The sequence below is a fragment of the Roseivirga sp. BDSF3-8 genome (assembly GCF_041449215.1).
In the GTDB taxonomy this organism is placed as follows: domain Bacteria; phylum Bacteroidota; class Bacteroidia; order Cytophagales; family Cyclobacteriaceae; genus JBGNFV01.
On sequence record NZ_JBGNFV010000001.1, the window covers coordinates 3,384,438 to 3,407,526 of the forward strand.

Here is a 23,089-nt window from a genome sequence, read left to right on the forward strand (position 1 = left end):
TCCTTTTTTGCTAATAAAGATTTACGGATAAGCTATAAACAGACCGGATGAGCAGAGGCTTATGGATTGCCCTGGTGGTGGCATTTCTTATTCTTATTGACATATATGTGTTTCAGGCGGTACGGGTAATGGCTGAGTCATGGAGCCTGATGGGCCGTCGCATTGCCTACAGTGTTTACTGGGGCCTGAGCATACTTGCTGTGCTGGGTATTTTTGCGGCTATAGTGGTGGACTTTGAGAAGTACAGGCTACTGCGCTACTTTATTTTTTCAGGCATATTTGCCAATATTCTGGGTAAGGTCTTTGCCTCTCTTTTTCTGGGGGTTGATGACATTATGCGTGGTGTGCAATGGGTGTGGCAGCAATTTTCGCCCCCAGCGGCACCCCGGGATAATAGCCGGCACGACTTCCTGGTAAAGGGCAGTATCATTGCGGGAACTATCCCGCTCGTAACGATGAGCTATGGCATCATATCCGGTGCACATGACTACCGCGTCATTACCCGGAGGATCGCCCTCCCTAATCTGCCCAAAAGCTTTCACGGTATCCGTATCGCCCAGGTATCTGACATACACAGCGGTAGCTTTTTTAACAAAACGGCTGTGAAGGGCGGGGTGGAGATGGTGCTGAATGAAAAGCCTGACCTCATATTCTTCACGGGTGACCTGGTGAACAACGAATCGAAAGAAGTGCGGGATTATATCCCTGTATTTAATAAACTGAAGGCTCCATTGGGCGTTTACAGTACGCTGGGTAATCACGATTACGCCAACTATACGGAATGGCCGAGTGAGCAGGCTCGTGTGCAGGATGTGAAAAACCTGATGGAGGCACACCGGATCATGGGCTATGATCTGCTTATGAATGAGCATCGTATGCTGGAGCAGGGCGGGGACAAGCTGGCTATCCTGGGTGTGGAAAACTGGGGTAAGGGCCGCTTCCCTAAATATGGCCGGCTGGATCAGGCCCATAAGGGTACAGGTGGGGCTGCTGTGAAGCTGCTGCTAAGCCACGACCCAAGCCACTGGGACGGCCAGGTAAGGCCTGAATATCCTGACATTGATGTCATGTTTGCAGGGCATACTCACGGGTTTCAGTTCGGTGTGGAAATAGGCGACTTCCGCTGGAGCCCCTCACAGTACGTCTACAAACAGTGGGCGGATCTGTATAAGGAGGGTAATCAGTACCTGTATGTGAACAGGGGGTTCGGATTTCTTGGCTTCCCGGGGCGCGTAGGTATGCCTCCGGAGATAACAATAATAGAACTGGTTACAGCCTGATACGACTATGTACTTATCTGCTATGAATATTGAGGTGGACGCAGGTGCGAAGGCATTTGCAAAAGCTGAAGTCCGGATAGATGCTACTCCGGAAATTGTCTATGATATCCTATCTCATATAAGAAAGTGGCCCTCATGGCAGGAAGATGTCTCCCGCACTAAAATCAATAATGTACAGCCTGAGGCAGGCACTGAATTTAGCTGGAAGGTGAATGGGATGACGATCAAATCCCGGTTACATACAGCGAACTATCCGGCTGCCCTTGGGTGGACGGGTGAGGTGTGGTGGTACAAAGCCATTCATAACTGGCATATGGTGCCTGACGGTGACGGGGGTACCTATCTGACTGTGGTAGAATCCATGTCAGGCTTCGGAGCCAGCCTTATGCAGGGCATGCTGCGCAAGAGTGTGCGGAAGAATGCGAAAGAACTTAAGCGAGCTGCGGAGCACAAGTAGAGTTTTCTGATCATTTCCTTTATTAAGCCTATGGGCTCCCTTCACTTTCCGGAAGAAATTCACTTTCGGTAATACTAGTTTTATTGGATTTTTTTCATGCGGTAGGCCTCTGTCTCTTAGAGTGTTATAGGATTTGAATGATTCGTTTTGGGTAGATGAGGGCTATTTTTGGGTTACTATGTCCTGTTTCTTTGATAAAGGGGCGAATAAAATTTTAACCAGAACGATGAAAAAGATTTTACTTTATGTAGTGGGTGTTTTTTGCTGTGCCATAGCCTGTAAACCAGTGGCTGTGAGTACTTCAGATAGCATTCCGCCCGATGTCACCCTTAATACTTACACCCAAGGCATTCGTAATAAGACGACAGTAGAGGCCAATGGTAGTGCGGCTGAAATGAAGGTGGCCGTAGGGGAAAAAGTGTACTTCATAGGTACCGGATACGATAGTCTCGGCCTAAGAGATGCCAGAGTAGCAGCAGTGAGCGGAGGTATGCTCAGGGTCAATAATAATAACCTGATACGTGTTACAGTTCATGAAAACGACACCACAGTAGACTCCACAGGTGTGACCGTTAGTTCTAAAAATGCCCTGCTGGCGGGAGAGGTCGAGTTTGACCGTCCGGATCAGGAGGTAGTACTCCGGGCACGCTCAACTGACTGGGCTGGTAATGCTGCCGTAACGCCTACACTGACTATTGTGCCTCTCCCTAAGCCAGTGGCCAGGCTTTCTGCCGATCGTACGGTGGTGGAGCAGGGTGAGGCGGTCACACTGACCTATGAAACCGAGCATGCTGACACGGTAAAAATAAACGGGAATGTACAAAATACAAGAAACGGAACTCGGACATTTAACCCCGGCTCCTCTGTGCCCGTAATCCTTGAAGCCATAAATGAGGTGGGCAGAGACGCCGACACTATTGAAATCAGGGTAACGATGCCGCCTGCGCTACCACAGATCAATACCTTTACTCTGAATAAAAGTACAGCAGATGAGGGTGAAAGCGTAAGAGCAAGCTGGAATGTGTCTAATGCCACGCAGGTCAGGCTTTACAGAAATGGGTCACGTATTCACACGAATAGTGATATGACTGACTCTCATAGCTTCAGTATTAACAATAGCGGAAATTACACGATAAAGCTTGAAGCAACAGGGGCCGGGGGTACCAGTGAATACAGCCGGTCGCTTACCATCACGGAGCCCGCTCCTCAAATGCCGGTTGAATCCTGTAGTAATATGTCGGCCTGGTGGGCTTACGTGGCTAAGGATGCTATTCAGTCCTATTGGATCATGGACCTTTCTAATTTGATTACAGGGGATCGAATTTCGACAGTAAAAAACCTGGGTGGGTCTGATATACTCGTTAGGGTGTCAGGCCGCGAAGTACTTATCCCCGCCGGAGGTAGCTCTTCAGGTCTGAATGGTATCTCATTCAGTAACCGCTTTGAGGCTTATGTTGGTAACCCGAATGCTCTTGGAGTTGCACTGGAGTTCTGTAAGCAGTAAAAATCTTTAGTTGTCCATTTTTTAAGACCGGCTGCCAGGTGGTAGCTGGTCTTTTTATTTTCCATTCACCTGATATTAGGACCAGTGCCGCTTTCCTATTTCCCTGCATTTTTCGTAACTTTTAAGTAGTCCGATAGCTTTAATAATCAATAAACGTATTGCCGTTCTTTTTATGTCCTCATGGCCAGGTCTATATGAGGCATTGTGCCAGTATGGTATTTTCAGAATTTATTTTTTCGCATAAGAAACAGTATTAACCACCCTATGTCTAAGAACAACAAAAAGCTTCGTCTGCAGGAATTTGAGATTATGAGTTTTGTACTGGACCGGCAGCACCGCTGGGGAGGCCGGGCGGACCAGGTAGCCGAATCAGAAAACGAAGAAGCATGTAACCTCAAAACGATTGCCCCTACCTGTATGACTTGCCTACAGGATGTATGCGGGCAGTCAAACGATGGGATATGTACGTACTACGACAGGGACTGTCAACCATACCAGTAGTCGGATACCCACCCTATAAAAGTAAGAAGGCCACGGCATAAGTGTCGTGGCCTTCTTTCATTATTGATTCAAAGGAGCCTTAGTCCATGTATCCATCGATACCATGTCTGAAGCCATCCACATAGGTACCGATACTACGAGTAGGTAGTGGCTCTACCGGCTCATAGTAACCTCCCGGAGGCAGGCCACCAGTCAGTTTGCCCAATGATTTTTTGCTGAACTTGTCAGCTTTCATACTTTCCAGCTTTTTCATAATTTTTATAATTTAATGGTTAATAAATACAATCTAAGGTGTGTTTTCAGTGACAATTTCCTTTTCCGGGCTAAGCCACTCTGCTGAATAGGGATCGTAATGACACTTATCAGGCTTGCTTAGCATATCTTCATTTTTTCGCCATGCACGGCAATCGGTGCAGATGTGTCTGAATTCACAGTCTTTGCAGGTATCAATCTGGTCTTTATGGACATGCCATACCTGGCTGAAGTCCTGTTCTGAAATAATGTTTTTAATAAGCGTCTGATCTATATGCCCGAACCGGGCCGGCATAGAGGGGCACTGACACAGGTACCCGGCGGTATCCATACTTACTTTTCTGTTAAGGCAGGAATTGTGCTTCTGTGATTCGGTGAAGAGCATTTTATTGGGGCTGAAATAGTTCGGGGATACCGCGCCGCAGTGGGTGTGGCTATCGATGGCCTTTTTGATAAATACGAGGTTGTTTTTCCGGATGCGTGAGGAGTGGTCCTCAGGGGTGGGGCAGCCATGCACTACTATCTGTTTTAAGCGCAGGTTCTGACACAGCCCATCATATAAGGCCTCATAGTCCGGAGCCCATGGCAGATAAAGCATGATAGACTCTATGGTATGCCGTTTGAAGCAGTTTACTATCTGTGCAAGTGTGTCTGGAGGTATGGCCTGGTAGATGCGAATATCCATGGCTTCGCACCGGGCTTCGTCCAGTTGGCGGGCAAATGCCTCTACCCATTCCACCCGGGTCCCTGCATCAATGTCCATAATGGCATTAGTCACAAGAGAAGGATGATCCCACTCGAGGTTTAGATTCGGAAAAAGGGCTCTTTCCTCATCTGAACCAAAAAAACCGTATTCCTTTTCTTCGAGGTATTCAAAGTATTCCAGTACGGTATCTATATTGTCCTCACCGTATGAAGCTGCTATTTCCCGGACGGGCTTATGGAGCTCTTCTGTGAGCATGTCGTAGAGGGCATTGGGTATAAAGTCATAGTTATACCGCTGTATATCGCAAATAACGGACCTTGTGGCACCCTTTACGGGGATGCAATTGGCAAATAGGATGAAATATGGCTGATCGGTTTGCGCTGTCATGCCATTCTGCTTACTGGTTTATAAAAATTGTCGGCATTGTGGTAGCGTACTCTGTACCTGTCTATGGCAATCTTGTTTACTACAAGGCGCCTGGCAGTGGTACTGACTTCAGCAGGGCGTGTGATATGGAGTATGGCGGGAATCTGGTGGCCGGCATGCTTCTTCCACTGGTCAAGGGTATGTAATATCTTTTGGTTCTCTTTTTCTTTATTTTCCATCTTTCAGGTATTGAGCTATTCGGCGCTCCAGAAAGTAGTTGCAGGGGTAGCTGGTCATGCCAAACTGCCCGATCGGGTTTACTTCCAGGAAGAAATATTCGCCAGCGGGGGTTACCATGAGGTCTATGGACCCGGTTTTCAGGCCCAGTGACTTCATTACTTTTTGCAGCTTACTCCGGATGCGTTCAGGTAAGGTGAACGGGACCGTGCGGTTAGGTTTTTCGTGCTTATACCGCCTGAAATCGGTGGCTGTCTGTGCATCTTTTTGTGAAAAAATGGCCATTGAGTAATATTCATTCTCAAGAAAAAAACTCCGTATTTCGTACCGCTTAGGGATTTTTTTCTGGAATAAGCTAAGGCCAAAAGTTTCAGGAAGGGATTGTGCCATTTCTTCCGTTAGCTCTTCTGTATACATTGGCAGCCAGTGGGTGGGTGTATAATACCGGATGGCCGTACGTATCGCCTTTGTGACTATCTCCTTGTGTTTGTCCAGAAACTCCAAAAGCACCTGACGCGAGCCTGTAATAAGGGAGGGCGGGACGGAGAGGCCATGTTCCCTGGCGGTATCGAGTACTATATCCTTATTAATGCCGGTGGCTGAGGCATGATCGCTTAGCCAGGGCACAGCCTTGAGTTTATGATGCAGGTATTCAATTACAGCGTCATTTTCTCTTTTAAGGAATTTGGCTGATTCCTCTTCCAGTGCCTTATCCTCTGCGGATAAGGCAGGCTTATCTATCTGCCAGTTGCCTCTTCTATACCAATAGGACTTTATGGATTTAAGTGGTAACTGCCGGCCGTCCATTTGCAGAAAGACCTCGCCATCTTCTACATGACTCAGGCTTACTGCCTGTTCAGCTTCATTGATTCTAATTGGTTCTTCATTGTAGTTTAGCAACCATCGCATCACTTCCGTGGTGTTGGGGTCCTGATCTATGGACATGATCAGAATGGGGCTTTTTGCCATAGACACATAGGGGTTATGGATAAAGCTTGGAGGCTTTATCTCAGACACTACCGGTATAATATATCAAACCAGGGGGTTAGTCTTCAATGCATTGAACATCAGACTGTAGTGTGCCGTCAGGTAGCACCTCATTTGTAGTGACAAACATGTATGTGGGAAGGGTGATACCAATACTGGTGGCGCCACCAGTAAGTTTTGCGGGGGAGTTATTCAGTAAGAAGGTGTTTATGTTTTCTAGTTTTTTCATCTTTCGTGGTTTTCATAGTTTGGTTCTATGAAAATACGAGTATGATGTGAAAAGCCAAAAAATATACTGAAAAGTTTAGTTTATTTAAACCAACCATTTGCTCATTGCGGGGTAGGCCTCATTTGTGGTCATGTCACGCCACGCCAGTACGGGGACGCCTACATACCGGCCTTCCCTGAAGTTTTGGAGGAAGTTGTCAGAAGAACCGCGATATCCTTCTTGGTGGAATACTTCTGCAGGATCTATACCAATGTGCAGGGCGGCGGCGTATGACCATGCAATAGCGGCCATCTCGAGACTATCTGGTGCCATGCCTGGCCCTGGCTCCAGATCGCCCGTGGCCTCCGCACGGCGGTCTGGCTCCATCATGGCCAGGTGACCGGCTTCATGCAGCAGATCTCCCGGATAGGTTAGCCTGGACTCATCGATAAGAATACTGCCTTTTTCGATATGAATACCCGGTAGGAATGTACTGTCTGGCAGTGAGGCTTGGCGCACACTTATACCTATCTGCTGCAGAAAAGCGGCTATTTTCAGCGTTAGTGGATGCTGAAATGATGTGTTAGAAGTGCTTGACCCAGTCATCGGACGAAGAAACGCTTAATTCATTGCCCCGGACAAGGATATAGTCCATTATTACCTCTTCGCGGCAGCCCTGGAAGCTGGTTTTTTGGCTCACCGCTTTTAAGATAACAGGGTAGGAGAGGCCGTACTGCCTGTCATAGCGAAATACACTCCCGTCCTCATTGGCCATGAAGCCCCACTCTATACTGATAGGGCCCGGTACGCACTCTTCTAAGGGATAGACAAAGTAATCATACACGTAGGTGCCGGTTCCATCTGCCTTTAGCTCCAGGTAGCCACCGTTTCTACCTTGATATTTTCCCAGAAAGCGGGAAGGTACTTTGATAGTGGTAAGCACAGGCTCATCACGGTAAGTAAAGGTGCGTGTAGGATTATTGGATATGAACCCGCTGGCGGTAAGTCCTGCCAGGGCCAAAACAGCTATAAAAAAGGTAATCGGCTTCATGCCCTAAAGGTAAGCCCTTAGCTACCATAATAGTGGTGCTATTTTTCGTCATTTCTTACAACTAAAATAAGGATCCCTGGCTTCCCTGCTGTGTATTTACAGGCTCTATGACTGATTCGTTGTTTTTACGGGGGCTGTTTACTTCTGTGCTCACCGGGTAGTAGTCCATTCTCTTGCCATCGTAGCCGTCCAGCAGCGCCTGGATATCGTCGTCATTCAGGCCGTCACTGAGCCAGGCCTCTCGGTGACCGGCCTCTAGTATTACTGGCATGCGGTCGTGTATATGGGCTATGTTTTTTGGGGGCTGGGTGGTGATAATACTGAAAGATCTTACGACTTCGCCGGTGTGCTTATCGTGCCATTCGTCCCAGATACCTGCAAATGCAAATAACTCCTGATCAGTCGGGAATATCCGGTAAGGCTGCTTAGTCTTTTTATCCCCCAGCTTTTGCCATTCGTAGTATCCGTCTGCCAGTACCAGGCAGCGCTTTTTTTTGGCTGCGGTTTTAAAGGCAGGCTTCTCGAGGATGGTCTCCCGCCTGGCGTTGATCATCTTATAGCCTATCTTTTCGTCTTTGGCCCAGAAGGGGATCAGTCCCCAGCGATAAGAAACTATGTCTTTCGGGGTTTCATTAGCAATAACCGGCAGGTTCATGCTTGGTGCAGCATTGTAAACCGGCTCGAACTCAAAGGTGAAGGTAGCTCCTAAGGATTCCTTGAGGGCTTTTTCTACTGTTTTTTGTATTTTTGAAATACTGTATCTGCCACACATACTTGAGAGGATAACGTGTATTAAATGTACAAAAAACCCGCCTCTTCTGTTTATTTATTTGATTATGAGCTCACACTCTCACCACCCGGAGAAGCTAAATGAAAGCATTTTGTTGCTGAACAAGCACTTTGACCTTGAAAACGACCGTGCCCTGCCCATTCAAGTGGATATGGGAGAGCTGCGAAGCCGGCTGAGCGCGATCATTGGCTGGTACCTGGATAATGATCTGGAAAAGCTAATGCATATAATGTACAGGGTAGATGTGGAAGAGAGGGTATTCAGCGGTATATTGACTTCCTCGCCACCTGGTAAAATTGCGGCAGAGTTAGCTGATGTGGTTTTGGAGAGAGAGTGGCAAAAGGCTGAAACCAGGCTTAAGTATAGATAAGCCAGGCGTAAGGTGAAAAACGATAACCACAGATTAATCGGGTTTTCCTATTAAATCCGTTTGGCCTGCCGGCTTCGTAGTATAATTAAGCAAATCAAGAAACTATGCCTCTGACAAAAGAAGTGACTGCTCCGGTTTTTAATCTTACAGATATTTTTGGCAGGCAAATAAACCTGGAAGAATACGCTGATAAGAAAGTGTTTATTGGATTTTTCAGACATGCAGGCTGCCCGTTTTGTAACCTGCGTGTGCATGCTCTTGCAAAAATGCGTGATGAGCTGATAGAAAACGGGATGGAAATGATCTATTTTTTCGAATCAGGCAAAGATATTTTATTGCGCAGTTCATTTCACCGGGAAGTAAACCCAATCCCTATTATCTCTGACCCGGATAAGAAGTGGTACGGGGCTTATGGCCTGGAAGAGTCTGGCAAAGGTAGCGCAGTTGGTCACCTTAAGTATTTTGTCCAGTCGGCCATCAATGCCAAGGCTAAAGGGCTGCCGGTACACCCTATGAAAGACGGGGAAAGTATTAAAACCATGCCTGCGGAGTTTTTGCTGGGGCCGGGGCTGGTAGTTAAAGATTTTCATTACAGCGGGGAGCTGAAAGACAGGCTTGACTTTGATGCGATCAGGGAGTTTTCCACCGCCAGTCCTTCAGTAAAGGCATAGAAGGAGAGGAATAAAAAAAGGGCTGGTACAAACCTGCCCTCTTTCTCAATTGCTTACGATCGATACATTTACACTTTAAGTTCTTATGCGGTTTTCATCTGTGTTTTTTTGCCCTTACTGATGGCATCATTGCGGACGAATTCCATAGCCTTTTCGACCATTTTAGGCGATCCGATAAAGAGGGGTACTCTTTGGTGAAGTTCTGTAGGTTCTACTTCCAGTATACGTCTGTGGCCATCTGTGGCCATGCCGCCGGCTTGTTCAACGATAAAGGCCAGGGCATTGCACTCATACATAAGTCTGAGTTTGCCCTTGGGGCTTTTGGTGCTGCGTGGATAGATGTAAATTCCGCCTTTGAGCAGGTTACGGTGAAAGTCTGCCACCAGTGAGCCTATATAGCGGCCGCTAAATTGACATTCTTTACATTCCTGTACGTAATCACGTATAGGCTGATCAAATAGATCCCAGCTGCCCTCGTTTATAGAAAAAATCTTTCCGTCTTTGGGCGTGGTAATGTTCTGATGAGATAGGAAAAACTCCCCAAGGCTGGGTTCATAGGTGAAGCCATTGACACCGTGGCCGGTAGTATAGACCAGCATGGTGCTGGAGCCGTACAATATGTAGCCTGCGGCAACCTGTTCGGTACCTTTCTGCAGGACATCCTCTTCTGTAATCGGTCCGCCCACAGGTGATATTCTTCTGAATACACTAAAGATGGTGCCGATTGATACGTTTACGTCAATGTTGGATGAACCATCCAGCGGGTCCATGGCTACTACGTAGCGCCCGCTATGGTTTCCAAGATCGATTATTTTTTCTTCTTCTTCAGAGATGATGGCACATACCTCACCGCCATTTCGGAGGGCGCGGGTAAAGCGGATATCAGCGATCACATCCAGCTTCTGCTGTTCCTCTCCCTGCACATTAGTAGCGCCGAATGCACCACCTATTCCCAATAGTCCTGAGCGGCTTATCTCACGGTTAATGATCTTGCCCGCCAAGGCTATATCCCTGAGTAGCTGACTAAGCTCACCGGTCGCGTAGGGGAAATCGTCTTGCTTGCGTTTTATGAACCGATCTAACGTGGTTCCTACCGGTAAACCCAGATTATTACTGTCCATCTGATGTGTTATTTTGATACCTTCATCTATATTAAAAAATTGCCCAAGCAATAATATGCGAAATTTGGCATTTAAATCGTTTGCATGCAAGTATTATGAAGATTTTTAAGTTTGGAGGTGCCAGCGTAAAAGACGCTTCCGCAGTGCAGAATGTGGCTCAAATCCTTGATAGATACCGCAATGATCGAGTTGTAGTGGTAATATCTGCCATGGGAAAAACGACAAATGCACTTGAAAAGGTACTAGCATTATTCTATGAAAAAAATGACTGGAGCCTTGCTCTCCGGGAAATACGGGAGTTTCATGACCGGATAGTGGATGATTTATTCGGGGAGAAAAACCCTCAGCAATTACGGGAACGCCTGGCCGGTATTTTTGAAGAGGTGGTGCGCTACCTGTCTAAAGCTGGTAACTTTGTGCCTGATGAGATATATGATAAGGTTATCTCAGTAGGAGAGCTGGTGTCCACCACTATTGTAGAATCATATTTAGACGAAAAAGAGTATTCCACGTGCTGGCTGGATGCCCGCCGCCTTGTGCGCACGGACAGCCGCTTCAGAAATGCACGTGTGGACTGGGAGATAACGCGCAGGCATGTCCGTATGGAGGTTGAGCGGCGGCCGGATACGCGTTTATTTATAACTCAGGGGTTTATCGGCAGCGACCATCGCGGGCGTACGGTTACGCTCGGCCGGGAAGGCTCGGACTATACTGCTGCTATTATGGCCAACTGCCTGGATGCCGAGTCGGTTACGATTTGGAAAGACGTGCCGGGTATACTCAATGGCGACCCGAAACTGGTGAGAAACACCCTTTTATATAAAGAGCTGCCTTACCGTGAAGCGGCCGAGATGACCTATTACGGGGCTTCGGTCATCCATCCGAAGACGATCAGGCCACTGGGGGAAAAGAATATTCCTCTCTACGTTCGTTCGTTTATCAATTATGAAGAGCCTGGTACGGTCATTCATGACTGCCAGGTGGAAAATCTGGCACCGGCGGTGATATTCAAATTCAGGCAGGTACTGCTTACTTTCAGCATGCCTAACTTTACCTTTATCAATGAGAAGCATCTTACCCTGATCTTTCATGCGCTGGATACTTTTGATATACGGCTAAATGTGATGCAGAACTCGGCTGTCTCCATTAGTATATGCGCGGATTACCGGCCTGGCAAGCTCAAAGAACTTTTGCAACATCTGGGAAATGACTTTCAGGTCAAATACAACCTGGATGTGAACCTGGTTACTATCAAGAACTTTACCGAGGAGGTACTTGCAGGCGTAATAGCCGATCTGAACCCGGAGGATGAACTATTATTGGAACAGCGCAGCCGTAACAATGTCCATCTAATTGTGCAGCCTGCCGTGTCTGTTTAGACACTATTGGCTATTTTTGAAGTGTGAACACTAAGTCCGACACCCATGTACCTCAGGGTAAACTTCAAGCCTGGCTATATGCTGCCCGTTTGAGGACCCTGCCACTTACCCTCTCATGTATTGGGATGGGGAGTTTTCTGGCAGCATTTTATGATACATACCAGCCGGTAGTATTCTGGCTGGCAGCACTTACTACCTTATTTCTGCAGGTACTCAGCAATCTGGCAAACGATTATGGGGATAGTAAACACGGTGTGGATAGTGAAAGCCGTGAGGGGCCTGCGCGTGCGGTACAGGCGGGGGTGATTACTCCGGCCGAAATGAAACGTGCCATGTACGTGTTTGCCTTTTTGTCTCTTGCCAGTGGCCTGCTCTTATTATATATGTCTCTGGGGACAGGCTGGGAGGCTTTTCTTTTCTTTTTTGTGCTTGGTCTGGCCTCTATCGGGGCGGCCATTGCTTACACTGCCACCAAAAAACCCTACGGATATGCCGGGCTGGGGGACCTTAGTGTACTGGTTTTCTTTGGCCTGGTAGGGGTGGGGGGTACTTATTACCTCCATGCTCAGGATCTTTCCGGCGGAATCTGGCTGCCGGCTTTAAGCGTCGGCCTTCTTTCCACTGCTGTACTTAATGTAAACAACGTCCGGGATATTGAAAGTGACCGTGCCAGTGGCAAAAAGAGCGTTCCGGTACGTATCGGAAGGCAGGCGGCAGTCTACTACCATATCTTTCTTCTGGTTACCGCCGCTTGTGCCGCAATTGCTTTTACTCTATTATTTTATGAAAGTCCATGGCAGTGGCTTTTTCTACTGTCACTTCCTATGATCTTTATCAATGGGAGAGCCGTAGCCACCCGCAGTCGCGCAGCAGAACTGGATCCCTATTTGAAGCAGATGGCGCTTACTACCCTGCTTTTCGTTATTACATTTGGCGTTGGCCTGCTGCTGGCATAGCCAGGTTTTTAGTGGGCTTAGGATAATTTTGCAAATATGATCTAGGTCATAGTTGCCTTATCGGCGCTTCGTTATATTGGTAATACCAAACAGAAAGGCGCTTTGCCTGCTTTTAAATAGTAAACCAAATACGACAGCATCAATGAAAAAAATAATAGTACCCACCGATTTTTCAGACCAGGCATCATTTGCCCTTGATCTGGCCGCACAGATCGCCCGTCAGAGCGATGCTGAAATCACGTTGCTTAATGTGATCGAGCAGCCAGGATCTTCTTTTAACACCATGGGGCAGGTGAGTACCACAGATTCTGATAATGTGTATGTGCTGGAGATGCTTAAAGCAATGAAGCAAAAGATGGAGGAAACAGCCTCTGATGAGGCCTATGCCGACCTTAATCTGAAGACGGTTGTGCATGTAGGGCATACCTTTCATACTATTTCTGCTGAAATTGCCGAACGCGGGGCTGACCTTATCATAATGGGAAGCAAGGGAGCTTCCGGTATAGAAGAGGTTCTGATAGGATCTAACACAGAGAAAGTGGTGCGTCACTCAAAGGCACCGGTGATCACGGTAAAAAGCCCGGCAAAATTCGATACGATCAAAAATATCGTTTTTGCTACCGACCTCACCGGTAAGCACCCTCACGTAACGGAAGAGATAGTGAAGCTTCAGAAAATGCTGGGGGCTACCCTGCATATCGTAAAAGTAAATACGCCTACCAATTTCCAATCTGATCGTGATATTAAAAAGATGATGAAGGAGTTTGTTGATGAGGGCAAGCTTACTGATTATACGCTTAATATCTACAATGATGCGGTAGAAGAGGATGGCATTATTTATTTTGCAGATGATATTAATGCTGACCTGATTGCCCTGGGTACGCACGGGCGTACGGGGCTCATGCACCTGCTAAGCGGCAGTGTGGCTGAGGATGTGGTGAACCATTCCAAACGGCCGGTCTGGACATGCAAAATGCACTGATAGTATGGGAAGAAAAAAGAATAAGAAGTTTGACGGAATCGTGTTCTCTACTGACCCTGATCATGAATACGATGAGTATAGTGATGAAGAGGAAGAGACACTGCCCCCACAGCAGCAGAACCTGAAAGTGCGCATAGATCGCAAAAAAGGAAATAAGGAAGTAACTGTGGTTGGTGACTTCATAGGGGCAACTGAGGATCTTAAGGCTCTTGGAAAGACTCTGCGACAGAAGTGTGGGGTAGGTGGAAGTGATAAAGAAGGTGAGATCCTTATCCAGGGCAATGTAAGAGACAGGGTGCTTACCCTGCTTCATGATATGGGCTACAAAGCTAAACCCCAGGGAGGTTGATCCACCTCCGGGATTTTGCCAATTCACAATAATATAAAAGCCGACCCTAATTAGGGCCGGCTTTTTAAATGAACGAGAAAGATAATGGGCCTGTGAGGCCCGGCGATCAAAATTATTCTTCGGGAAAGCCCCTATTTTTAGGAAATACCAGCGTAACAGTGCCTTCTCTGTCCGGGAGCCTTTGCCACACCAGGCTTCCATTGTGCAGTTCCATGACAAATGTTCCGGCCACTGCTACCGCTTCAAGATTATCTGCCTGAGGGCGGGTTATTTTCAGATTATGGTTATTCTCGAGCATTTCGAATGTGTGCTTATTCAGCAGACAAGGCTTGCTTTTTAATTGTAGCCTCACCTCATCGTGCTGTTCTTGGGCTTCCAGATGCACGACCCCATCGGGGGCTGTTATACGATGCATATGGTATACCAGGGCCCTGATCAGGCTCCCAGCCAAGTGCCTGTCTGCCCACACCGACAGACCTTTATCGCCTTCTGCTATAGTGACATTCATATCCGGATAGCTGTCTGTCAGAAAAGATGAGGCATACTTTACCATAGGCCAAAGCCCTAGTATCTCCATGGCAGGCTCTACCTGCAGGCGTTGCGTACTCAGCCAGTCCAGTGACTCCAGTATGTGGCGGTCGTACAGCGATAGTTTCTCCCGCGCCTTGACCATTATTTCTCTCGACGGCTGTTTTTGTTCTATGTGAAGTAATCTCAGGGCGTCTTCAGCCAGGCTTCTGGTCGGTCTGAATTGTAAGTCGATCAACAGATTTTCTACGTCCCGGACTTTTGAGAATGACTTTTCTTTACCGGATTCATTAATAAGAACCTTGTATTTCCGTCTGATCCTGTCCCTCATAGTGATCAGGTCATTCGCTATGTCGTAGATCATGTTATTCGTTCGCTGATGATCGAGGACCTTGCGTACATAGCTTACATTAAATCCGGTAATGTTAGCTATCTCCCTGATGTCACCATGGCCACACAGGCGGTCAAATAAGCGGGAGTCTTCTGTCATAAAGCATGTGATTGAAAAGTGAAAATGATGTGCAGGCTATTTTACTATGAGCTGGTACCTGCATTTAACAGCGTTGGCTTTAGCTCAAACGCCGCCTTCGTTCGCATGCCCGGGGTAATGTCTGTATAGGACTGCTGGCTGATAATCCACAGGAATAAATGGATAGGTTCATCTTCATAGATTATATTAAAAATGAATGTGATGTTTCTTTATTGACGTATTATTTGATTGTTGATACAATAAAAATGAATAATAATTAGATTTGAAAAACAAATGTCTCGTTTTGTGACTAAAATTTACGTTTTTTGTCCTTTTATGAAACAACAGGGCGCTAATGGAGGCCGTCATAGCCTGAATCAGGTTCTGTTTTCAATTAAATTACCCGGATAATAAGCCTATGGATTCATCGAAACTAGGAGAAAGATTGAGACATATAAGGGAAAGTAATAAGCTGAAACAGCGTGAAGTAGCTGAGGCAATAGATGTAAATCGCTCTACTTATGCGATGTATGAAGTAGGTGTTAGAATGATGCCTTTGGATAAGCTCATTGCGCTGGCGGCGTTTTACGGGCAGACCCTGGATGAAATTCTCGGGCTTCGGTCAGGTGGTGAACCTGAACCGGTTGATTTTTCTGATAAGCTGCCGGTAAGCCCCGAGGACTCTTCAGGTGAAAAAGGTAAGGATGTAGAGGAAGAGCTCCGCCTTCTGCATGAGGAGAACCGCAGGCTTAAGGACGAGCTGCTTATCTCTTTCAGACGACAGATAAAACTTCACCGCAAAATTGAGTCGCTTACGTCTGGAAGGTCATCAGACTAGTGCTGTAGTATGCCAGGCTTGCAGGCATGAAGCCATCTGTTAAGCACCTTACTTTTATTGCCTTTGGCGCAATATCAGGTATTATTGTCTCTTAATTATATCATGAAAATGGATATATTAAACCCGTAATAGGTGGTTTAAATCACAATTGATGAATTTAGTTATTCAATAATATTCAAAAATGATATATTGACACCCGAACTATGAATAAGGTCGGGTGACTACAGGTGTCCGACCGGAAAAAACCTACTGACACACCTTTTTGAACATGGCGGACATCTTTCATAAACTAAAAAAACTTAGAGAATCACTGGGGCTAAAGCAGTCAGATGTGGCCGCGTGTACCAGCATGAGCCAGCGGGATATTAGTTTGCTTGAAAATGGACATAAGGAGTTTATCCCTACCAGCTATCTGGTTTTCTATACTCAGATAGGTATAGATGTGCGCTGGATATTTAATGGCAGACCCTATGAGGAGGACACGGCTTATCTCCGTGAGTTTGTGAAAAAACTGTCTCTGCGAAACATGAGTGGGCAGGACCTGGTAGCGCTTTATAAACGTAAATCTGATGAAGGTGATACCCGGCAGGTGGCTCAGGCCATAGTACCACTTAGCGAAATTTACGTAATACGGGCAGAAATCAGCCGTGAATACGCCTCAAATCTGAATAGGGCCTCATACCTGGAACGGCAGGACCGTATCCAGTTGCCCATGGCAGAGGCTTATCGTGAGACGTTTCGCTGCTTTCAGGCAGAGAGTGACCGCATGGCTCCCCATATTACCGCCGGAGATTACCTCATTGGACGACTCATATCTATAGAAGACCTGGCACATCATGAGGGCGGGCTGTTTATCGTAATAAGTAAGGATGTAATTGTGGGCAGACTTTCTGAGGCAAAAGGTGTTGTTTCCTTCGTATTTACCCACCCCCAGTATCCACCACTCAAATTAAGGCCGGAGGAAGTAAAAGAGCTGTGGCTGGTGAGGTGGCGCCTGACTCCTCAGGTAAGCGGTAGCTATACGGATTACCTGGGAAATATACAGCGCAGGCTGGAGAATATCGAACAACGGCTGGGCGACTAAGCCGGTATATGACGTCCGGTAGGCTTTTGTTTGTATATTTACCTCAGACTAAAGTCCTGTTTTCATGAAGTATTTTTTGACCTTTATCAGCTTATTCGTTTCCCTTACTGCTATGTCGCAGGTCTCCACCACGCTTGTGGTAAGGGCCAAAGCCAAAGATGCGAAGTTTATAGGAACCAGTATAGGGGGTGCCTTTATCACAATACGCGATACGCAGACGGGTGAGCTTCTTGCGAGTGGCAAAACATCAGGAAGCACTGGTAACACATCGCTCATCATGGAAGAGTGCCATGATCGCTACCAGCAGCTCAGCGATGAAAATACAGCTGCATTTACGACTACGCTGGAGCTGGAGGAGCCCCGCAGGCTCACTATCTCAGCTCTGGCTCCTGCCAATCACGCGCAGGCGGCTGTGCTTGCTCAGACACAAGTCTGGCTTGTTCCGGGTAAACATATAGACAGGGATGGCATCATACTTGAAATACCCGGCTTTATAGTAGATCTGCTGACGCCACAAACCCACGAGGTGCTTTCCGGCGACGAAAACATCACGCTTAGTGCCAATGTAGTGATGATGTGTGGGTGTCCAGTGACGGAAGGAGGTATGTGGAACGCATCGGAATATGAAATTCGCGCCCTTATCATGAAAGACGGGGAGCAAGTAGAGGAAATCCCGATGAACATAACCGAAAAGCCCAACACCTTTCAGGCTTCCTGGTCACCTGCCGAAAGTGGTAGCTATGAAATTATCGTGTATGCCTACGATAGCCGCAGCGGCAATACGGGTGTGGACAAAGGAAATGTGATAGTAAGATAAGCCCCGGAGCTTGGTTTTCGGATAATAATAAAGCTCCTGCCAGGGAGCTATTTCATTTAAAACGGGTGATAGTACAGTACCGTAATTTCCGCCCTGGCACCGAATCTTAAAGGTAATCCCGATACGCCAAATCCCTTACTTACATATAGGTAAGGTTTCTGTTCACTATACCAGCCACGGTTATAGTCGCCGGATTTTTCCGGCAGCACCAGCGGTTCTCCCGTCAGTGTTACCTGCCCGCCGTGAGTATGTCCGGCCAGAGCACAGTAGATATTCAGTTTTTCCTCCTCGGGTCGTACTTGGTTCACTTTTTGCAATTCCTTTACCATACGCTCATAATGCAAAGGACTATGCACCATCAGCAGATGATTATCTTCTTTTTGCACACCCTCAATGGCTTTGGTAAAATTCGAATTACTTTTCACAATGTCATCCAGCCCTGTAAGCGTCAGGCGGCTTCCTTTAACCTCGATGGTTTCCGTTTCATCTACAAGCAGCCGGCCCCCGGTCATCCGGAATATTTCCTGCATGGTCTCTTCCGGGATCTTCGCTTTGTACTCATGATTGCCCATAATACCATACTTAGGGATATTCCCGTCCAGCAGCCGCATAAATACCTCAAAAGGTGAGGGCTTGCCATTCTGATCTATGCTATCACCGGTCAGTAGAAATAAATCCGGCCGTAGTTCATTCAGTTTGTCAGCCAGGTGCTGATGAAAGACACTGATTTCACGTCTGAGGTGGAGGTCTGTCAGGTGAATAATCCGAATAGGAGGCTTCCTGCCCTGCTTATTGCCGATATGAAATGTGCGAATCTTAAAGAAAAACCTCTCCAGTAGCAGAGAATCTACCAGTATATAACCTGTAGCCAATCCGGCCAGACCAGCTATCCATTTTAGCCCTTTTGAAAACCTCATATGTAAACAGTTCAATCCCGGAAAATAAATAGATCAGGGAGCGAATGGTTTACCAGAGCCCATGCTCTTAGCCAAATATTTTCTTCATCTTCTCAAGATCTTCCGGTGTATCTATGCCGTGCGTATCCAGGTTGGTCACTGCGGTGCGGATACGGTATCCGTTTTGCAGCCACCGAAGCTGTTCCAGGCTTTCGGTTTTTTCCAGTGAGGCAGGTTTTAGTCTGGTAATTTCTCTCAACACATCTGTGCGGTAGGCATAAATCCCTACATGAAAGTAATAGTCATGTACGGTCATCCATTCCTGGTTTTCCAGCCCCCGGCAGTAGGGGATGGGGCTTCTGCTAAAGTATAAAGCATGACCCTCTATATCAGTTACTACCTTTACCACATTAGGAGAGAACAGTTTCTCCTCGTCCTGTATTTGCCTGATTAGTGTGGCTAGTTCCGTCTGTCCGTCAAGTAATCCTCCCAGTGTGTCTATTTGGGCGGGCTCTATGAAAGGTTCGTCCCCCTGGATGTTTATCACATAGTCATAATCACCCCCATGCTTATCCATCGCCTCACGACAGCGGTCCGTTCCGCTTGGGTGTTCGGGATCCGTCATAGCCACCTTGCCACCGGCCATTGCTACATGGTTAGCTATACGCTCATCGTCCGTTGCTACCACCACATCCTCCAGGCAGTTGGCCTTTCTGGCCTGATCATACACCCGCATGATCATGCTCCGGCCATTAATATCAGCAAGAGGTTTGCCCGGAAACCGCGTACTGGCATAGCGGGCCGGTATTATTCCCAGTATCTTCTTCATTATCTTATTCAAACCTGAGCGACTGAGTCCGGTGTGGTTTCTTCTAATAATTTTACCTTCAGTGAGCTACCCGTTTCTTCTGTGACCACCACTGCGTCACCTTCCTGTATGTAATCACCCCGCGTAAAGGCATCATATACCTGCCCGTCTATCAGTACTTTGCCACTAGGCCGCAACACTGTATAGGCCTTGCCTGTCATACCCAGCATGCTTATTTCGCGATGTGCCGAAACATACCCTTGTTCGCGGTCCTGTGTATCTGCCAGGGCAAAGCGATTGATAAAGGCTGAATTTCCCGAAGACATGCGGCTGGCCAGAAAGATAATAAGCACCACGGCTGCCAGCAGCGCCACCATTACTGACGAGAGTGCTTCGATCAGGAAACTCATAGGCACAAATGAAAAATCAAGGCCATCATTACCTACCATCATAAGGACCAGGCTGCCCAGTGTAAGAATAAGACCACCTATCCCGGCAATACCAAAGCCCGGTATGACAAAAACCTCCAGCGCCAGCAGTACCAGCCCCAGGGCAAAAGTAATAAGCTCCCAGTTTTCTGCCAGACCATGTAGGTAGTAGGGCACCAGGTAGAGCACCAGCGCTATCAAAGCGGCCAGTATAGGAAAGCCCACGCCTGGTGTCTGGAGCTCAAAGTAGATTCCCCCCAGGATAATCATGATCAGAAAACCGCTTACAAAAGGGTTTAGAAAGAAAGCGATGATTTTATCAGTCGTACTGAGCGTATATTCGGTGATCTCATAGTCATATACCCCCTGCTGCACCAGTATGTCCTCCACACTGCTTACACGGCCTTCGCAAAAACCGTAGCGCATGGCCTCAGTGGTACTGAATGTAATGACACTCCCCGCCTCACTAATGCTATCCACAACCAGGTTCTCATCCACCATAGCTTCCGCTATTTCAGGATTACGTCCCGTGGCCTCAGCCGTGGAGCGCATAATAGAGCGCATGTAACTCTGGTATTTGTCAGGAGCCGCATCGCCCGTCTGGTTCACCACGGTGGCAGCTCCTATACTGGCCCCGGAAGCCATATAGATGCTGTCACAGGCAATGCTGATAAGGGCACCTGCAGAGGCAGCATTTTTATTAATAAATACGTAGATGGGAATCTCGTAATTCAGAATCCGTGTGCGTATCTCATCCGCATCGTTAAGTGCTCCGCCGTAGGTGTTCATTTCAATGATCACCATATCAGCACCCACTTCCCGGGCCTCTTCCAGCGCCAGTTCGGACTTGCGGTTGGTACGCGGGTCTATCTCACTCTGTATACCGAATACAAATACCTTGGTTGGGCTACTCTGTGCCAGACAGCCGGAAGCGATGGCTATCAGTAGAAAAATACTCGTGAGCCACCCCTTCAAAACAGATCCTTTCATTGGTTTTTCGGTCCTCCTGTCCTTTATTACCTTTGCAAGAAATTACAAATAATCCGCTTGGCAAAAAAACTACTCCATCAATTTTCCCACACCTTTGATGGTCAGATCTGGCGAACAGAGGTCGACCCTCAGTCGGGGAAAATGGCACTGGAGATTCGCTCCCCTGAAAAACACACTGTTCATTTTGCGCTACTTGACACCGACTCCGGCCGCCTGCTGTGGCAGGACCTGGATGCCGGTACCGGATGGTACGGAGGCATGCTTGCCTTGCATGGGACTTACCTGCTCGTCCATGGCTATGGCGAACGTCCCGACCCGGGTGAGGAAGATAAGGTGGTGATAATTGATACAGGTACAGGCCAGGTAAAATGGGAGATCGAGCATGTGAGGTTTCTGCGTACTGCCGGGGAGGCAGAGGTTTTGCTGTTCAGTACAGTGGAAGAAGGGCATCCGGCGCTACTGGCTAATCTTGAAACCGGCGAAATGGACTATGTGGAAGTGGAAAGCCCTCGGCCTGCAGGTATCACACAAAAATATACTAAAGGACTTGTGATGCCGTTACACTATCCGGAAGAAAACCAGCATTTTGCCACCCTGGCGGAGCTCGTGCAACATATTACCGGTCATACGCCGGGAAATGAGATCGAATATGCAGAATGGGGCGACTGCGTGGTAATTTCTTATTATCTTTACAAGGAAGCCATTTTGGACAACTTTTTGCTGATAACAGATAAAGCGGGAATCATGTTAAGCCATGAGCTACTCGGTGAGGACATGCGCGGAAAAGCATCTGATTCCTTTTTCATCTTACAGGATAAGCTATTATTCATAAAAAATAAACGTACCATCAGTGTATATGGCCAATAATCTGCTGAAGATTTCCATTTTCATTGCATTACTTTTAGGCAATGTCATCTCTGTTTTTGCCGGCGAGATCATCGAGCGTGACTCTATCCGGCTTGAAAAGGATGGCGTACGGTCCTTCATTTTGCATAAAGTGGATGCCGGTGAAACCCTTTTTTCTATTGCCAGACGCTACGATGCTCCCATGAGCGATGTCATCCGGGCTAATCCCTCGGCCGAATCCGGCCTGCAGGTAGGGCAGTTGCTGAGAGTGCCATTCGTACTCAGCAAACCACAAGACCCCACCAGAGCCACCCACATCGTACAGCCAGGGGAAACCCTTTTCAGCATAAGCCAGAAGTATAATGTGTCCATTACCGATTTGCGGGACTGGAACAATATTATTGATAACAGTATACAGGTAGGAGGACGGCTTTATGTAAATGGTAAGCCAGGATATGTAACGCCCGAAAATCCTGCTGCCAGGGAATCGGGGCCCTCTTATGTGGTAAAAAATCAAGATCAGCCTGAAAGTGTGATTTCCAGGCAGTATCGTAAGTATCATGTGGTAAAGGAAAAAGAAACGCTCTATGGACTGTCACGCATGTACAATGTTCCTGTCGGTGATCTGAGAAGGTGGAACAGCCTGGTAAACAATGATGTGCAGATAGGCCAGCGTCTGGTGGTTGGTTCAAGTGCCGAAGACTCACCGGGTACCTTTACAGAGCCCGAAGACCTGCCTCCCCCCACAGATGCCACGGAGGAAGTAGTAGTGGTGGCTAGTCCGGATTATGATGAACGGGACCCTACCGAGACACCCGCAAGACCTAATGCCGACCGGCGATTGCCTGATGAGAATGCCTATGGGGAAAGACCACAACCGAAACAACCGGAAGTGGACGACCCGGAAAGGAAAAGAGATTTCTCTAAAAGATCCGAAAACGGATTTGCCGAAGTGATAGAAGGCAGTGGTGATTCTAAAAAGTACCTGGCCCTGCACCGCACCGCACCTATCGGAACAATTATGCAGATCAGGAACGAGATGAATAGTATGAGTGTTTTTGTGAGAGTAGTAGGCAGACTACCCGATACGGGACAGAATCGGAATACGCTTATTAAGATCAGTCAGACAGCTTACGAGCGTCTGGGGGCAATTAATAGCCGGTTTCCCGTAGAAGTTACCTACACTCCCTGAGGCTTTTGACTAACCCCTTTATGCAA

28 protein-coding genes are annotated in these 23,089 nt (G+C 47.4%); 15 read left to right on the forward strand and 13 right to left on the reverse strand.

Annotated features, from left to right (window positions below; translation table 11 throughout):
• Nucleotides 1–47: 47 nt before the first annotated feature.
• The 4 genes from AB9P05_RS14240 to AB9P05_RS14255 all read left to right on the forward strand — a co-directional run bounded on the left by AB9P05_RS14240 (nt 48) and on the right by AB9P05_RS14255 (nt 3,742).
• Entirely contained in the window at nt 48–1,280 is a 1,233-nt protein-coding gene (locus AB9P05_RS14240) for a metallophosphoesterase (RefSeq protein ID WP_371909496.1), read from the forward strand.
• A gap of 22 nt (nt 1,281–1,302) precedes the next feature.
• Nucleotides 1,303–1,737 carry an SRPBCC family protein gene (locus AB9P05_RS14245; RefSeq protein WP_371909497.1) on the forward strand — a complete coding sequence of 145 codons (435 nt, stop codon included), beginning with the start codon at nt 1,303–1,305 and terminating at the stop codon, nt 1,735–1,737.
• A 226-nt stretch (nt 1,738–1,963) separates the two neighbouring features.
• On the forward strand, nt 1,964–3,241 hold the full coding sequence (locus AB9P05_RS14250) for a hypothetical protein (protein WP_371909498.1): 1,278 nt from the start codon (nt 1,964–1,966) through the stop codon (nt 3,239–3,241).
• Nucleotides 3,242–3,505: 264 nt separating this feature from the next.
• On the forward strand, nt 3,506–3,742 hold the full coding sequence (locus AB9P05_RS14255; RefSeq protein ID WP_371909499.1) for a hypothetical protein: 237 nt from the start codon (nt 3,506–3,508) through the stop codon (nt 3,740–3,742).
• A gap of 79 nt (nt 3,743–3,821) precedes the next feature.
• Here the strand turns inward: AB9P05_RS14255 and AB9P05_RS14260 are convergent, their stop codons facing one another.
• The 8 genes from AB9P05_RS14260 to AB9P05_RS14295 form a co-directional block, all read right to left on the reverse strand.
• A complete protein-coding gene (locus AB9P05_RS14260; RefSeq protein ID WP_371909500.1) occupies nt 3,822–3,995 on the reverse strand; it encodes a hypothetical protein in 174 nt (57 codons plus the stop codon).
• A 33-nt stretch (nt 3,996–4,028) separates the two neighbouring features.
• The gene (gwsS, locus tag AB9P05_RS14265; RefSeq protein WP_371909501.1) at nt 4,029–5,087 is read right to left on the reverse strand and encodes a grasp-with-spasm system SPASM domain peptide maturase; all 1,059 of its coding nucleotides are present in this window, start codon (nt 5,085–5,087) and stop codon (nt 4,029–4,031) included.
• Entirely contained in the window at nt 5,084–5,305 is a 222-nt protein-coding gene (locus AB9P05_RS14270; protein WP_371909502.1) for a hypothetical protein, read from the reverse strand. Before AB9P05_RS14270 ends, gwsS begins: the two co-directional genes overlap by 4 nt.
• Nucleotides 5,295–6,320: a grasp-with-spasm system ATP-grasp peptide maturase gene (gwsG, locus tag AB9P05_RS14275; protein ID WP_371909503.1), complete on the reverse strand. Its 1,026-nt coding sequence runs from the start codon at nt 6,318–6,320 to the stop codon at nt 5,295–5,297. Before gwsG ends, AB9P05_RS14270 begins: the two co-directional genes overlap by 11 nt.
• A 28-nt stretch (nt 6,321–6,348) precedes the next feature.
• The gene (locus AB9P05_RS14280; RefSeq protein ID WP_371909504.1) at nt 6,349–6,519 is read right to left on the reverse strand and encodes a hypothetical protein; all 171 of its coding nucleotides are present in this window, start codon (nt 6,517–6,519) and stop codon (nt 6,349–6,351) included.
• Between the two features lie 84 nt (nt 6,520–6,603).
• Nucleotides 6,604–7,104, reverse strand: coding sequence for a hypothetical protein (locus AB9P05_RS14285; protein ID WP_371909505.1), 501 nt, complete (start codon nt 7,102–7,104; stop codon nt 6,604–6,606).
• Nucleotides 7,082–7,549 (reverse strand): hypothetical protein, encoded by a 468-nt coding sequence (locus tag AB9P05_RS14290; RefSeq protein WP_371909506.1) that lies wholly within the window; start codon nt 7,547–7,549, stop codon nt 7,082–7,084. The genes AB9P05_RS14285 and AB9P05_RS14290 overlap by 23 nt, the downstream gene beginning before the upstream one ends.
• Nucleotides 7,550–7,610: 61 nt before the next feature.
• Complete coding sequence (locus tag AB9P05_RS14295) at nt 7,611–8,321, reverse strand: SOS response-associated peptidase (protein ID WP_371909507.1); 711 nt, start codon at nt 8,319–8,321, stop codon at nt 7,611–7,613.
• A 64-nt stretch (nt 8,322–8,385) separates the two neighbouring features.
• Between AB9P05_RS14295 and AB9P05_RS14300 the strand changes: the two genes are divergently transcribed.
• Together AB9P05_RS14300 and AB9P05_RS14305 are read left to right on the forward strand one after the other, a co-directional pair.
• A complete protein-coding gene (locus AB9P05_RS14300) occupies nt 8,386–8,709 on the forward strand; it encodes a hypothetical protein (RefSeq protein ID WP_371909508.1) in 324 nt (107 codons plus the stop codon).
• 104 nt (nt 8,710–8,813) lie between these two features.
• The gene (locus tag AB9P05_RS14305) at nt 8,814–9,380 is read left to right on the forward strand and encodes a redoxin domain-containing protein (RefSeq protein ID WP_371909509.1); all 567 of its coding nucleotides are present in this window, start codon (nt 8,814–8,816) and stop codon (nt 9,378–9,380) included.
• Between the two features lie 83 nt (nt 9,381–9,463).
• Here the strand turns inward: AB9P05_RS14305 and fbp are convergent, their stop codons facing one another.
• Nucleotides 9,464–10,501, reverse strand: coding sequence for a class 1 fructose-bisphosphatase (fbp, locus tag AB9P05_RS14310; RefSeq protein WP_371909510.1), 1,038 nt, complete (start codon nt 10,499–10,501; stop codon nt 9,464–9,466).
• 95 nt (nt 10,502–10,596) lie between these two features.
• On the opposite strand from fbp, the gene AB9P05_RS14315 reads away from it, so the two are divergent.
• From AB9P05_RS14315 to AB9P05_RS14330, 4 genes are all read left to right on the forward strand, one after another.
• Complete coding sequence (locus AB9P05_RS14315) at nt 10,597–11,880, forward strand: aspartate kinase (RefSeq protein ID WP_371909511.1); 1,284 nt, start codon at nt 10,597–10,599, stop codon at nt 11,878–11,880.
• A 23-nt stretch (nt 11,881–11,903) separates the two neighbouring features.
• On the forward strand, nt 11,904–12,836 hold the full coding sequence (locus tag AB9P05_RS14320; protein ID WP_371909512.1) for a 1,4-dihydroxy-2-naphthoate polyprenyltransferase: 933 nt from the start codon (nt 11,904–11,906) through the stop codon (nt 12,834–12,836).
• A gap of 142 nt (nt 12,837–12,978) precedes the next feature.
• On the forward strand, nt 12,979–13,818 hold the full coding sequence (locus AB9P05_RS14325) for a universal stress protein (RefSeq protein ID WP_371909513.1): 840 nt from the start codon (nt 12,979–12,981) through the stop codon (nt 13,816–13,818).
• A gap of 4 nt (nt 13,819–13,822) precedes the next feature.
• Nucleotides 13,823–14,167, forward strand: a complete 345-nt coding sequence (locus AB9P05_RS14330; protein ID WP_371909514.1) for a translation initiation factor — start codon at nt 13,823–13,825, stop codon at nt 14,165–14,167.
• A 112-nt stretch (nt 14,168–14,279) separates the two neighbouring features.
• On the opposite strand, the gene AB9P05_RS14335 is transcribed toward AB9P05_RS14330, so the two are convergent.
• Entirely contained in the window at nt 14,280–15,185 is a 906-nt protein-coding gene (locus tag AB9P05_RS14335) for a hypothetical protein (protein ID WP_371909515.1), read from the reverse strand.
• Nucleotides 15,186–15,582: 397 nt separating this feature from the next.
• Here AB9P05_RS14335 and AB9P05_RS14340 point away from each other — a divergent pair, with 397 nt between their 5' ends.
• The 3 genes from AB9P05_RS14340 to AB9P05_RS14350 all read left to right on the forward strand — a co-directional run bounded on the left by AB9P05_RS14340 (nt 15,583) and on the right by AB9P05_RS14350 (nt 17,903).
• Nucleotides 15,583–16,002: a helix-turn-helix transcriptional regulator gene (locus AB9P05_RS14340; RefSeq protein ID WP_371909516.1), complete on the forward strand. Its 420-nt coding sequence runs from the start codon at nt 15,583–15,585 to the stop codon at nt 16,000–16,002.
• A 268-nt stretch (nt 16,003–16,270) separates the two neighbouring features.
• Nucleotides 16,271–17,086, forward strand: coding sequence for a hypothetical protein (locus AB9P05_RS14345; protein ID WP_371909517.1), 816 nt, complete (start codon nt 16,271–16,273; stop codon nt 17,084–17,086).
• Between the two features lie 64 nt (nt 17,087–17,150).
• Nucleotides 17,151–17,903, forward strand: coding sequence for a hypothetical protein (locus tag AB9P05_RS14350; RefSeq protein ID WP_371909518.1), 753 nt, complete (start codon nt 17,151–17,153; stop codon nt 17,901–17,903).
• A gap of 56 nt (nt 17,904–17,959) precedes the next feature.
• On the opposite strand, the gene AB9P05_RS14355 is transcribed toward AB9P05_RS14350, so the two are convergent.
• From AB9P05_RS14355 to AB9P05_RS14365, 3 genes are all read right to left on the reverse strand, one after another.
• On the reverse strand, nt 17,960–18,820 hold the full coding sequence (locus AB9P05_RS14355; RefSeq protein ID WP_371909519.1) for a metallophosphoesterase: 861 nt from the start codon (nt 18,818–18,820) through the stop codon (nt 17,960–17,962).
• A gap of 67 nt (nt 18,821–18,887) precedes the next feature.
• Complete coding sequence (gene kdsB / locus AB9P05_RS14360) at nt 18,888–19,628, reverse strand: 3-deoxy-manno-octulosonate cytidylyltransferase (protein WP_371909520.1); 741 nt, start codon at nt 19,626–19,628, stop codon at nt 18,888–18,890.
• 8 nt (nt 19,629–19,636) lie between these two features.
• On the reverse strand, nt 19,637–21,025 hold the full coding sequence (locus AB9P05_RS14365) for a nodulation protein NfeD (protein WP_371909521.1): 1,389 nt from the start codon (nt 21,023–21,025) through the stop codon (nt 19,637–19,639).
• A 57-nt stretch (nt 21,026–21,082) separates the two neighbouring features.
• On the opposite strand from AB9P05_RS14365, the gene AB9P05_RS14370 reads away from it, so the two are divergent.
• Nucleotides 21,083–21,892 (forward strand): DUF4905 domain-containing protein, encoded by an 810-nt coding sequence (locus AB9P05_RS14370; RefSeq protein ID WP_371909522.1) that lies wholly within the window; start codon nt 21,083–21,085, stop codon nt 21,890–21,892.
• Complete coding sequence (locus tag AB9P05_RS14375; protein WP_371909523.1) at nt 21,882–23,063, forward strand: LysM peptidoglycan-binding domain-containing protein; 1,182 nt, start codon at nt 21,882–21,884, stop codon at nt 23,061–23,063. Before AB9P05_RS14370 ends, AB9P05_RS14375 begins: the two co-directional genes overlap by 11 nt.
• The last annotated feature ends 26 nt before the right edge of the window (nt 23,064–23,089 follow it).